Source organism: Alloactinosynnema sp. L-07 (assembly GCF_900070365.1).
Taxonomy (GTDB): Bacteria; Actinomycetota; Actinomycetes; order Mycobacteriales; family Pseudonocardiaceae; genus Actinokineospora.
In genome coordinates this window covers 2,688,085-2,700,460 of sequence record NZ_LN850107.1, presented here as the reverse complement: position 1 = coordinate 2,700,460, position 12,376 = coordinate 2,688,085, and the positions used below count along the sequence as shown (strand labels likewise).

Genomic DNA, 12,376 nt, shown 5'->3' with positions numbered 1-12,376 from the left:
ATCACGGGAAGGGGTCCCGGCTAGTCGAGTCGCTCGCCGGACTGCGCGTCGAAGAAGTGGATCTCTTCAGGGTGACGCAGGGTGGCGGTGATGGTCTCGGCCAGGGCCGGGGGTGTGCGGCCGTCGACCCGCATGACCACGCGGGGGGCGTCCGGGGCCGAGGGGATGGAGGCGTGGACGAGGGCGTCGGCGCCGAGTTCCTCGACCAGTTCCACGACCAGGTTGACGCCCTCGGTGCCCGCCGGGGCCAGAGTCAGCGACTCGGGGCGGATGCCCGCGGTGACCGTCTCGGCGCTGACAGCGCGGGGGAGCGGGACGTCGAAGTCGCCGATGCGGAAGGTGCCGTCGCCGACGGGGACCGTCAGCAGGTTCATGGCGGGGCTGCCGATGAAGCCCGCGACGAAGGCGTTGGCGGGCTTGTCGTAGAGGGCCCGCGGGGTGTCGCACTGCTGCAGGAGACCGTCCTTGAGCACCGCGACCCGGTGACCCATCGTCATCGCCTCGACCTGGTCGTGGGTGACGTAGATCGTGGTGGTGCCGAGCCTGCGTTGCAGCGCGGCGATGTTGGCGCGGGTCTCGACGCGCAGCTTGGCGTCGAGGTTGGACAGTGGTTCGTCCATGAGGAACACTGCGGGATCGCGCACGATGGCCCGGCCCATGGCGACACGCTGGCGCTGGCCGCCGGACAGTGCCTTGGGTTTGCGGTCCAGATACTTCTCCAAGTCGAGCAGCCTGGCCGCCTCGGCGACCTTTTCGGCGATAGCCGACTTCGACAGCTTCTGCAACTTGAGCGCGAAGCCCATGTTCTGCGCGACAGTCATGTGCGGGTACAGCGCATAGGACTGGAACACCATCGCGATGTCGCGTGCTTTGGGCGGCATGTGCGTGACGTCGCGGTCGCCGATGTGGATGGCGCCCTCGTTGACGTCCTCCAGGCCCGCCAACATGCGCAGCGCGGTCGACTTGCCGGAACCCGACGGTCCGACCAGCACCAGGAACTCGCCGTCCTCAATGGACAGGTCGAGCTGGTCGACGGCCCGAACCGGCGGGGATCCGGGGTACACCCGCGACGCGGAATCGAAGTCGACCTTGGCCATCGTCGTGCCCTCCGTCGTGCGTGTTTCGCGACTTTAGCGTCCCAGGATGCCCCATCCTCGCGGGTCGCACCAGTGTGGGCGGGCTAGGGGGCGCGGCGACGTGCCCCTAGCGGGGTCTCGAAACGATAACGAGGATTGGTTGATCATTCCCTTACCGGCGACTTGCGAGAACAGTCCCTGTAACACCACAAGCCGAACGCTGTGCCGAGCGTTCGGGGAGCGTCTGACGATCCACTGGAGGGTGTCGTGTTTGCGCGAGGTAATGCCGCTCTGGCCGCCGCGATTGTGCTGGTCTTGAGCGCGTGCGGTACTGAGGACTCGGGCGGTAGCGGTTCCGGTGCCGGGACGCCCGCCGCACTGGAAGGAACCGGTGCGATCACCCTGGTGACGGGCAAGGACACGTCGGGGAACCTGCAGAACCAGGTCGACGGGTGGAACTCCGCGCACCCGAACGAGAAGGTCACCGTCATCGAGCTGCCGGAGGACGCCGACGCGCAGCGGCAGCAGATGGTGCAGAACGCGACGACGAAGTCCGACGCGTACACCGTGCTCAACCTCGACGTCATCTGGACCGCGGAGTTCGCGGCGAACCAGTGGATCGTGGAACTGCCGGAGAAGGACTTCCCGCTGGACAAGCTCCTGCCCGCGACCGTGGAGACTGGCAAGTACTTCAAGAAGCTCTACGCGGTCCCGACGACCAGTGACGGCGGCCTGCTGTACTACCGCAAGGACCTGCTCGACGCGGTGGGCGCCAAGCCGCCGACGACGTGGGCCGAGATGTACGCGGCGTGCGACAAGGTGGTCGCGGCGAACCCCGCGATCTCGTGCTACGCCGGTCAGTTCGAGAAGTACGAAGGCCTCACAGTCAACTTCAGTGAGGCGGTCAACTCCGCGGGTGGTGACGTCGTCGGCGACGACGGCAAGGCCAACGTCAACACCGCCAAGGCCAAGGCGGGCCTGGACTTCCTGGTCAACGGCGTCAAGGACGGCCGGATCGCGGCCAAGGCGCGCACGTTCAAGGAAGAGGAAGGGCGCCGCGCCTTCCAGGCCGGTGAGCTGGTGTTCCACCGCCAGTGGCCCTACCAGTACGCCAAGGCCAACGCCACCGACGGCTCGTCGCAGGTCGCGGGCAAGTTCGCCGTGGCGCCGCTGCCGGGCATGGACGGGCCGGGCTCCTCGACCCTGGGCGGGCACAACTTCGCCGTCAGCTCGTTCGCGAAGAACAAGAAGACCGCGGTCGAGTTCATCAAGTACATGGTGGACGAGAAGCAGCAGCGGGAGAACCTGGAGAAGACCAGCCAGGCTCCGACCTGGGCGTCGATTTACGACGACCCGGCGCTGGTGGCGAAGTTCCCGTACCTGACGGAGCTGAAGAAGTCGATCGAGAAGGCGAAGAAGCGTCCGGCGGTCGTCAAGTACCAGGAAGTCTCCTCGGCGATCCAGGAGGCGGCTTACTCGGCGATGAGCGGCGAGACCACCAGCGCCGACGCGCTCGCGTCACTGCAAACAAAGCTGGAGCAACTGACCAAGTAGGGCGGGCACGCGGGGGCCGGTTCACCGGTCCCCGCACTTCCTTCGGTGCCGTTGAGGAGGAGGGGTTCGATGTCGTCGACTGCGGTTGGGGCGCCGGAGGCGCCTGGGCGGGTCAAACCGCCGCGCACCAGCCGAAAAGAGGGCGTCGGGAAACTCGCCGGGCTGCTGGTGTCGCCGACGCTGATCGTGCTCGGCCTCGTCGTGGCCTACCCGATCATCGCCGCGGTCCGGCTGGCGTTCTACCAGCGCAACGAGGGCATCGACCCCGAGACCGGCATCCTGGAGACCGGCTACAAGTTCGTCGGCATCGACAACTTCGCCGACATGTTCCGCGGCGACACCGGCGCCCGCTTCCTCAACGCGCTGTGGAACACCACGAGCTTCACCATCGCCGCGGTCGGCCTGGAGATCATCCTCGGCGTGCTGATGGCCCTGGTGATGCACAAGGCGTTCAAGGGCCGCGCGCTCGTCCGCGCGTCGATCCTGGTGCCGTGGGCGGTCCCGACGGCGATCGCGGGCATCCTATGGCGCTGGATCTTCCAGGCCGACGGTGTGGCCAACGACCTGCTGCCCGGCGAAGCGGTCCTGTGGACCACCGACGGACCGCAGGCCTGGCTCGCGGTCGTCATCGCCGACACCTGGAAGACCGCGCCGTTCATCGGGCTGCTCGTGCTCGCGGGCCTGCAGGTGATCTCCAACGAGGTCTACGAGGCCGCCAAGCTCGACGGCGCGTCGCCGTGGCGGACCTTCTGGTCGGTCACGCTGCCGCTGGTCAAGCCGACGCTGATGGTCGCGGTGCTGTTCCGCATCCTCGACACCCTGCGCATGTTCGACCTGCCCTACACCTTGATCGGGCCAGGGAAGAACTCCACCGACACAGTCACGATCCTGGCCTTCGAAGAGGCGGTGAAGTTCACCAAGTACGGCCCGGCCTCGGCGTACGCGGTGTTCCTGTTCGTCTACGTCGCCGCCGTCGCCTTCGTGTTCGTCAAGCTGCTCGGCGCCGATGTCGTCGGCGCGCGCACCGGGAGGAACCGATGACCGCCGCGACCGTGACCCGGCCCGCCCTGGCCAAGCCCAAGCGCAGCGGCTGGGCGTGGCTGCCCTACGTGGGCATCGCCGCGATCGTGATCTACTGCCTGGCGCCGTTCTACTGGATGCTGGTGTCCAGCCTGCGCCGCACCAACGACATCTTCGACTCCTCGGCCCTCCCATCGCCCGCGTCGACCGACTCCTATGAGGCCGCGTTCTCGGCGAACAACGGCTTCCTCCGCGCCCTGGGCAACAGCTTCCTCGTCGCCGGCGTCACCACCGTCCTCGTGCTGCTGATCGGCACCCTGACCGCGTATGCCTTGGCCCGCTTGGACTTCAAGTTCAAGAACCTCGTCCTCGCCGTCATCATCACCACCAGCATGTTCCCCGGCATCTCACTGCTCATCCCACTGCTGGAACTGTTCAGCGGCATCGGCTGGATCAACACCTACCAGGCGATGATCGTGCCCAGCATGAGCTTCGCCCTGCCGCTGGCGGTGTGGAATCTGACCGCGTTCTTCCGCCAGATGCCGATCGAGCTGGAGGAAGCCGCGCAGATCGACGGCTGCTCCCCGGCACAGGCATTCCGAAAGGTGATCCTCCCGCTCGCCGCGCCGGGTGTGTTCACCACCGCGATCATCACCTTCATCGCCGCCTGGAACGAATTCATCATCGCGCTGTCGGTGGTCAACAAGAAGGAACTCAAGACCGCTCCCGTCATCACCAGCCAGTTCACCGGCACCACCCAATTCGACGCACCCTTCGGCACCCAGATGGCGGCGGGCGTCATCGTGACCATCCCACTGGTCATCCTGGTGCTGCTGTTCCAGCGCCGGATCGTCGCCGGGCTGACCGCCGGTGGCGTCAAATAGCGTGGACTGAGACCGCGTAGTCGCCGTCGGTGAACGGCTCGCGGTCCCAGGTCGCGTAGCGCTCGACCAGACGCAGGCCCGCGGCCGCGGCGTGCTCGTCGTAGTCGGCGGCGGTGTAGCCGCGGTCGAGGCTGAAGCCCGCGATGAGCAGGCCGCCAGGTGCCAAGTGTCGGGCCACGCCCGCGACCAGGGCGGCCTGGGTGCCGGGAGGGGTGAACAGCGGGACGTTGCCCGCCATGACCACGACGTCGAACACCCGGCCAAGGTCCAGTTCGGTGAGGTCGGACTCGACCCAGGTGACGCGCGGGGCGCGGTCGCGGGCGGTGGTCAGCATGGAGGAGTCGATGTCGGCGCCCACGACTTCGATGCCGTGGCGGGCTAGTTCGACGCCCACGCGGCCGGTTCCGCAGCCCGCGTCGAGCACGGTGGTGGGGGAGTAGGCGCGGACGAAGGTGGCCTCGCCGTGCACGTCGGTGCCCTCGGCCGCGAGCTGGTCGAACTTGCGCTGGTAGGCGTCGCCGTCCCAAACAGTCATACTCGGAGAGTAACCGGCGGCTACCCAGCGGCGATTCACCCGTTCGGCATCATCGGATGAGGCTAACCGGGTGCCCCGCCGCAGCGACACGTACTAATACGAAGCGTTCTGGGGCTCAAAATCTCGGAGGCGGCTGTGGACGGAGCGGAACCGGTGCTCGACCCGATGCTGGAGTCACTGCCGGATGCGGTGGTCGCGGCCATGGAGGTCCGCGACGCCTGGCGCAAGCGAGTCGCCGAGCAGGGCGGCGGGCTGGAGTTCCTGATCTCCGACCTGGCCCGCTGGCGGCCAGGATCAGCGGTGAAGGTCGCGTTCCTCGACGGGGACACCGCCTTGCACCAGGACATCGTCGACGCGACCAAGCAGATCACCGACGCGTGCCACCTCGAACTGGACTTCGGGCTGGTCAACGGCAAGTTCCGGCGGTGGAAGACGACCGACACCGCGCGGGTCGCCGACATCCAGGTCAGCTTCGACAAGGGCGGGTTCTGGTCGCTGGTCGGCACCGACAGCAACGACCCGAACATCAGCGACCCGGCCAACGGCATCGGTGGCGGACCCGGGCAGCGCAGCCTCAACCTCGGCGGTTTCGCCACCCAGCGGCCCGCTCGGTGGAAGGGCACCGCGCGCCACGAGTTCATGCACGCCCTCGCCTTCCACCACTCCCACCAGAACATGCGCGGGCCGTGTAAGGACGAGTTCCGCTGGGAGGACGACCCTGGCTACGTCCCGACCACGGACGCGCGCGGGGTGTTCGTCCCCGATCCGGCGGGCCGCCGACCCGGGATCTACACCTACCTGGCGGGGCCGCCGAACCGGTGGTCGCGGGGCAAGGTCGACCACAACCTGCGCACCGTCGAGTCGCCGGACGTGATCGCCGGGCCGTTCGACACCGATTCGGTGATGCTGTACCAGTTCCAGGCGTTCTTCTACAAGACGTCGCCGAGCCCGTGCGGGCCGACCGGCAACGGCGAGGACCTCTCCGATGGCGACAAGCGGGGCCTGCGGCTGATCTATCCGCACACCGAGGAGGGCATGTCCGACATCAAGACCAGGGCGGGTGCGGCGCTGGACAAGATGGGCGACGAGGCGGGCATCGAACGCTCGCCGTTCGAGGCACGCGTGGTCGAGCTGCTCAACGGTCTGGTCAACGCGTAGCGGGAGGGGCCGAATGCTCCTGACCAAAGGGCAGCGCCTGGAGTTGGCGGGTATGGTCGCCAGGTTCATCGGCGCGAACAAGGACTACGACGCCGTGGTGGTCCTTTTCGGACCCGACCTCGTCCGCGCCACGCCGGACCAGCCCAATGCCTTCCAGTACGCGGAGGGTCTGCTTCGCGAGGCCTTGCGGAGACCGACCGTGGAGATGTTCGCGCACGTCCTGATGACCGTCGACCCGGTGGGCGAGTTGGGAGACGTCCACAAGATCGTCCACCGGGTCACCCATGGCGAGATCGAGTGGGAGGGCGGCGACATCGACCCGGTGTGGATGCCCCCGGAGTCGATGGAGTCGCCCTTCGCCAACCGGGACCGGCTGCGCGCCGCGCTGTGTGAGATGGCGGAGGGCGGCGGATTCCCCGCGGTCACCGTCGAGGCGCCCGCAGGCCACGGCAAGCTTACGATGAGCCACTACATCGAGTACCGCGCGACCCGCGCCGGGAAGTTCCAACCGATGGTCGAGCACCTGCTTCGCCTGGACACCGACCAGGTCGTGCCGCACCTGGCGCGCAAGCTGTGGCGGCGGCTGGGCATCCCCGGCGAGCCGACGAACCCGGTGAGCCGGGTCCCGGACCGGCGGTCGGTCGACATCGCCGCCGAACTGGCCCGCAAGGCGCTGCTGGGCACGAACCGGGTCTGGTTCGTGGCCAACGTGGTCCGGCCCAACCTCGACGACGGGGTGTGGACATTCCTGGACGAACTCATGCGCCTGGTCCGGACGGACCCGGACCTGGCGAAGAAGCTCAAAGTGACGGTGCTGGCCGACTTCACCGCGGTGGAGCTGCCGAACAAGCCCGAGATCGACGCCCGGTTCACCCTGCCCGACATCGGGGCCCAGGAGATCGCGGGCTGGCTGGCCGCCGCCGTGCCCGGCAAGGACGCGCGGCTCTACGCCTTGGCCGCGAGCATCGTGATGGAGAAGGTCGACCGGGCCGCCCCGGCGCCCGCGATGCGGCTGGCGGTCATCGCCGAACGCTGCGTCGTGGCGCGGCACGAACTGTTGGAAGCGAAATGATGGACGACGGCGAGCGGCTCGCCGAGCTGCTGTCGGTGCTGTTCACCGACCCACAGGAATTGGAGCGGTTCCTGGTCGTGGAGAAGCTGCCGTTGTCGGCCCGCCCGCATGAGAAGGGCGGATCGCGCCGGTCGTCGCTGCGCAATCTCGCCAGGGATCTCGACCGCGCGGGCCTGGCGAGCGACCGGTTGTTCTTGGCGCTGGTCAGGCGCAATCCGGAGCGGACGGCGGACATCGAGCAGGTCGCGCGGTTCTACCGGGACGAGTCGTTCACCGTCCCCGACACCGACGTTCCGGAGCCGGTGCCCGCCGAGTTCGCCGAGTTCGCCGCGTCCCTGAGCCGCGCTCTGGACGACATCACGCCCACTGCGCCGCCCGACCCGCTCGATGACACCCACCGGCCGTGGACCACCGCCGCCGCGGTGTTCGGCGCGTTCCCGCCGAGCGAACTGCGGCCGTTGGAGCCCGTGGCGTCGTCGGCGATCACCACGCTCAGCGGGTTCGTCCACCCGAACCTCGACGGTCGGTGGCTCCTCGACGAGCCGGTGCGCGTCCGGTGCCTGAACCACTTGTGGCGCACCGACTCACTCGCCGTCGCGCTGGACGCCAATCCACACATCGAGGATTCCAAAAGGGACAAACTGCGGACGCTCGTCGCGGGCGATCCCCTGGCACCCAATGAGATGCGGAGCAAGGACCTGGAGGAGTACTCCGTCGTCATGGGGTGGCTGGTCGAGACCGACATCGTCGATCCCGACGTCCGCGCGCTGCTGGAAGCGACCCTGACCCGCCGCGATCTGCTCGACCCGCTCGCCGCGCTGGTCGGCCCCCACTTCCAGGGCCGCGAGTCCGAACTCAAGACGGTGGACTGGTTCGTCCGCGGCATGGTCGTCAAGAACGCGCTGTGCCTGTACGGGCCGGGCGGCGTCGGCAAGACGAGCCTGCTGGGCAAGATCCTGCTCGACCTCGAACTGGCGGCCCAGCGGTGGCCGACCCCGTTCGTCTATCTCGACTTCGACTGGATCCGCAACGACCCGCGCGACCCCGCCGGGCTGCTGCGCCAGATCGCCGAGCAGCTGCGCCTGCTGTACGCGACCACCGACGAGGCCCGCGAGTTCGCCGCGCTGGAGGACCTCACGGGCCGCATCGACATCGAGCGGGCGTCGACGATCCTGGCTGTCGACCTGGACCTGGACCTCGACGGGATGATCCGGGTGCTGTCCGACCGGCTGTTCCGGGTGCGCGACCTGCACGGCCCACCGGGCTACACCCCGCCGCTGGTCCTCTTCCTCGACACGTTCGAGCAGGTCCAGGCGAAGGGGCCGGGCGCGCTGCGCGACCTGGACGACTTCCTGTCCCAGCTCGTCACCGCGCTGCCCGACATGCGGCTCATCGTCTCCGGGCGCGGCAAACCAGCCCGGCTGACCGGCTTCGGCGACCCCCTCGACCTGCCGCTGGGCGACCTGGACGACCGCGCCGCCGAAGCCGTGCTCGAAGGACTCGGAGTGGCCGACGCCTACCTGCGCGAGCTGATCGTGGACAAGTTCGGCGGCAACCCGCTGACCCTGCGGCTGGCCGCCAACGCGCTGGCCCGCTCCGGCTCGGCGAACGCGGCGTTCGGCGACATCGCCGCGCGCGCCGACGTCCTGACCGGCGTCGCGCTGGAGCAGGTCCAAGGGATGCTCTACGCGCGCGTCCTCGGCCACATCCGTGACGTCGAGGTCGTGAAGGTCGCCTATCCGGGGCTCGCGGTGCGGCGCATCGACGTCGATGTGCTGCGCAAAGTCCTGGCCGAGCCCTGCGGCCTTGACCCGGATCGGGCGTCGGAGATCTTCGACAAGCTGCTGTTCGAGGTCGGAATGTTCGACCGCGAGGGGCCCAACGCGGTGAGCCACCGGCAGGACGTGCGCAGGCTGATGCTGCGCAGCCTGCTCGACGAGCCGCAGCGCGCGGCGACCGTGGCCGAGATCCACCGCCGGGCGATCGACTACTACCGCACGCGCGACCGCGCCGAGGAGCTGTATCACCGGCTGGTGTCGGGGCAGGACCCGCGCGAACTCGACAAGCTGTGGGACCCGGTCCTGCGCCAGTCCCTCGAACCCGCGCTCGGCGAGCTGCTGCCGCGCCGGGCGAGGACCTGGCTGGAACGCAGGGTGAACCCGACCGCCGACGAGGACCGCTCCGACTGGGACCAGGAGGACTGGGAGGCCGACGCGCTGGGCCGGGCGTTGTCCTGGCTGTCGTCGGACAGTCCGGCCGACGCGCTCGCGGTCCTGGCCGAGCGGTCCGCCCGCCTGCCCGGCAGCAGGCTCTACGCCGTCGAGGCCAAGGCGCGGCTGCTGAGCGGCGACCCCAACGGCGCGTCGAGCGTGATCCAGGTCGGCACCGCGTCGGCGGTCGAGGCACGGGACCGGCTCGCGCAGGCCGAGTTGGCCGCCCAGGCCGTCGCGGTGTGCGGCGCGCTGAACGACAGCTTCGGGGTGGTGACGGCCGCCGAGTGGGCGGTGACGTCGTGCGACCTGCTCGGCGACCCGGAGCGCGGTGTCGGTGTGCTGGCCGACGCGGTCCAGGTGCTGCGGTCGTTCGACCAGGACAAGGCCGAGGAACTCGCCGATGAACTGGCCACCCGGTTCACCCACCTGTCTCGGGCGTCCCTGCTCGGCCACCCTGAACTGGTCAAACGCGTGCTGCACGCGGCGGGCGACCTCGACGGCCGCGTCCTGCACCACGCCGCCGCCCAGGTCGGCGACCAGACCGAGACCGATGGGGGAGTGTTCCAGGAAGACCCCTTCGCGCTGGCCCGGCTGCTCGACCTGACCTCCACCGGCGCCCAGCCCGCGATCGACGCCCTCGCCGACGAGGTGGGCCTGACCCGCCGCGCCGACCACACCGAGCTGGCCCGGCTCGTGATGCGCTCGGGACGCACCGGCAAGGCCATCGCGGTCGGCCTGGACTGGGCGAACGACCCGATCCGATCGCGGTCGGTGGTCGTGGACACCCTCGTGCGACCCGCTGACGGCAGGAGCCTGTCATGACCTTCGCGCACCTCACCCCGGCCGAGCTGACCAAGGTCCAGCAAGCCGCTCTGGCCTGCGGGTTCGCCAGTGAAGGGGAGATGGCGGCGCTGACCGCCGACATCTCGCCCGTGTTCGTCGCCACCGCGACCCAGGGTGGCACGCCTGCGGCCCGGCTGATCACACTGACCAGCCGGATGAACACCACCAGGGCGCTGCTGTCCGGGCAGAACCCGCTGCGGCTGTGGTTGGACAAAGCCGTCCTGCTGGCGGCCGGGCGCCCCGAGGAACTGGTGTTCCGGCGCGCGCTGGAGGTCGTCGAGATCGATGGCTCGGCCATGGCGATCGACGCGCCCGCCGCGCCGATGGACGTCGACACGCTGCCCGGCGTCGACGGCGAACTCGAAGTGGTCATCTTCGAGGACGACACCCTCGACGTCGGATTCCTGCACTCGGGCACCGAGGTGTCCCGCTCGGTGGCGAAACTGTTGGTGCACCGGCACTTCGGCGGCATACCGTCCACTTTGGCCGGTAACGCCCCCGACCTCGGCAACGGCACCGGCTGGCTGATCGGACCGGACCTGCTGATCACCAACTTCCACGTCATCAACGCGCGACTGCCCACCGAGGGCGACGCCCCGCGGGCCGACTTCGACCTGCAAGGCAAGGGAACCCGCGCCCTGTTCGACTTCTACGACGCGGGCGCCACGGTCCAGGCCGTCGCCGCGGTCGAGTGCCTGGCCAGCGACAAGGATCTGGACTACGCGATCCTGCGGCTGCCCACGGGTGCCCGCAAACCGCTGCGGTTGCGGACGAGCCCGATCCTCAAGCCGCAGGAACGGGCGCTACAGGAACGCGTGAACGTCCTGCAGCACCCCGGCGGGCTGCCGATGCGGCTGGGCTTCCGGAACAACTTCGTCGTCTCCGGCACCGCCGAGCGCCTCAGCTACCTGACCGACACCGCGGGCGGCTCGTCCGGCTCCCCGATCTGCGACGACGCTTGGTTCGTCGCGGCGCTGCACCGGGGGTTCAAGACGATCCCGCCCGGCAGCAGCGTGTCGGTGTGGGGGCGCACGATCAACCAGGAGAACTACGGCACCCCGATCGGCAAGATCATGGAACACCTCGCCGCGCACCACCCCCTCGTGCACGGCGAGGTGCTGGCCGGGCAGGTCTAGGACACCGCCGTGGCGACGAAAACGACCACGGGCGGCACGGACTGCGAGAGGAACCCCGCCAATCCGCTGCCCTTGGGCCTGCTCAGACCCAACCGGTCGGAGATGAGCAGCACCACGCCCGCCACCGCCATGAAGCCGCAGGTGTAGAGGACCAGGGTCCTGCCGACCACCTCGTCGCCGGTGTTCAGCGCGATCAGGCCGATGACCGTGCCCGAGCCGAGCAACAGGTTGTAGAAGCCCACGTTGAACGACCACAGCAGCACGGCGGGCACGTCCTCGGTGGGCACCTTGAAGAGTCCCTTGTGGATACTCGGCCGCCGGAACAGGAACGACTCCCACACCCACGCCAGCAGGTGGACCAGCGCGCCGATCCCGGCGAAGACCTGGGCGACGACGTTCATGACGGCCACTCCGACAGCGTGAGGCCGTGCCGTCCGACGATGTCCCGCAGCAACGGTGCGGCCTGCTCCAGCGGGGTGCCAGGGGGCACGGTCTGGTCGACGTCGCGGAAGAAGCGGCCCATGGCGTCGGTCAGGCTGATGGCGAGGAACTTCACCGACGGGGTGTGCACCGTGAAGGTGTGCATCGCCCCAGGCGGGATGGTGATCGAGGCGCCCGGACCCACGTCGTAGATCTCGCCGTCGACGTAGACGGCCATGCGGCCGTGCAGGATGTAGAACGACTTGGGCCATGGCGTGCCGTGCGGCGGCACGGTCGGCCCGCGCGGGGCGTCGACCTCGAACAGCTCGTAGGCGCCGTCGGTGTGCTCGGCGTCCACCTTCACGGTGACTTTCGCGTCGGACGAGTCCAACTCCTGGCCCTCGCCCGCGGTGCTCAGATGTGTCTTCATGAACTCGAAGCTAGGAACCCGGCACCGGCCGATCC

At 68.9% G+C, this 12,376-nt stretch carries 11 protein-coding genes; 7 read left to right on the top strand and 4 right to left on the bottom strand.

The genetic code is table 11. From position 1 onward, the window contains the following. Window positions 1–20: 20 nt before the first annotated feature. Window positions 21–1,097, bottom strand: coding sequence for an ABC transporter ATP-binding protein (locus BN1701_RS11975; RefSeq protein ID WP_054048328.1), 1,077 nt, complete (start codon window positions 1,095–1,097; stop codon window positions 21–23). A 246-nt stretch (window positions 1,098–1,343) separates the two neighbouring features. Here BN1701_RS11975 and BN1701_RS11970 point away from each other — a divergent pair, with 246 nt between their 5' ends. The 3 genes from BN1701_RS11970 (at window position 1,344) to BN1701_RS11960 (ending at window position 4,534) form a co-directional block, all read left to right on the top strand. Continuing rightward, complete coding sequence (locus BN1701_RS11970) at window positions 1,344–2,630, top strand: ABC transporter substrate-binding protein (RefSeq protein WP_054048326.1); 1,287 nt, start codon at window positions 1,344–1,346, stop codon at window positions 2,628–2,630. A 69-nt stretch (window positions 2,631–2,699) separates the two neighbouring features. Next, on the top strand, window positions 2,700–3,671 hold the full coding sequence (locus BN1701_RS11965; RefSeq protein ID WP_082859801.1) for a carbohydrate ABC transporter permease: 972 nt from the start codon (window positions 2,700–2,702) through the stop codon (window positions 3,669–3,671). Beyond that, window positions 3,668–4,534, top strand: coding sequence for a carbohydrate ABC transporter permease (locus tag BN1701_RS11960; protein ID WP_054048324.1), 867 nt, complete (start codon window positions 3,668–3,670; stop codon window positions 4,532–4,534). Before BN1701_RS11965 ends, BN1701_RS11960 begins: the two co-directional genes overlap by 4 nt. Here the strand turns inward: BN1701_RS11960 and BN1701_RS11955 are convergent. Beyond that, entirely contained in the window at window positions 4,527–5,069 is a 543-nt protein-coding gene (locus tag BN1701_RS11955; protein WP_054048321.1) for a class I SAM-dependent methyltransferase, read from the bottom strand. The two genes, BN1701_RS11960 and BN1701_RS11955, sit on opposite strands and share 8 nt — an antisense overlap. Window positions 5,070–5,204: 135 nt before the next feature. On the opposite strand from BN1701_RS11955, the gene BN1701_RS11950 reads away from it, so the two are divergent. The 4 genes from BN1701_RS11950 to BN1701_RS11935 are packed head-to-tail and all read left to right on the top strand — an operon-like array spanning window position 5,205 to window position 11,491. After that, the gene (locus BN1701_RS11950) at window positions 5,205–6,227 is read left to right on the top strand and encodes a hypothetical protein (protein ID WP_054048320.1); all 1,023 of its coding nucleotides are present in this window, start codon (window positions 5,205–5,207) and stop codon (window positions 6,225–6,227) included. Window positions 6,228–6,240: 13 nt separating this feature from the next. Next, a complete protein-coding gene (locus BN1701_RS11945; protein WP_054048318.1) occupies window positions 6,241–7,299 on the top strand; it encodes a hypothetical protein in 1,059 nt (352 codons plus the stop codon). Beyond that, a complete protein-coding gene (locus BN1701_RS11940; RefSeq protein WP_054048316.1) occupies window positions 7,299–10,334 on the top strand; it encodes an ATP-binding protein in 3,036 nt (1,011 codons plus the stop codon). The genes BN1701_RS11945 and BN1701_RS11940 overlap by 1 nt, the downstream gene beginning before the upstream one ends. Then, window positions 10,331–11,491, top strand: a complete 1,161-nt coding sequence (locus BN1701_RS11935) for a trypsin-like peptidase domain-containing protein (RefSeq protein WP_054048315.1) — start codon at window positions 10,331–10,333, stop codon at window positions 11,489–11,491. Before BN1701_RS11940 ends, BN1701_RS11935 begins: the two co-directional genes overlap by 4 nt. On the opposite strand, the gene BN1701_RS11930 is transcribed toward BN1701_RS11935, so the two are convergent. Together BN1701_RS11930 and BN1701_RS11925 are read right to left on the bottom strand one after the other, a co-directional pair. After that, window positions 11,488–11,892, bottom strand: a complete 405-nt coding sequence (locus BN1701_RS11930) for a DUF1304 domain-containing protein (RefSeq protein ID WP_054055797.1) — start codon at window positions 11,890–11,892, stop codon at window positions 11,488–11,490. The genes BN1701_RS11935 and BN1701_RS11930 overlap by 4 nt on opposite strands. Then, the gene (locus BN1701_RS11925) at window positions 11,889–12,341 is read right to left on the bottom strand and encodes a cupin domain-containing protein (protein WP_054048312.1); all 453 of its coding nucleotides are present in this window, start codon (window positions 12,339–12,341) and stop codon (window positions 11,889–11,891) included. The genes BN1701_RS11930 and BN1701_RS11925 overlap by 4 nt, the downstream gene beginning before the upstream one ends. Between the last annotated feature and the right edge of the window lie 35 nt (window positions 12,342–12,376).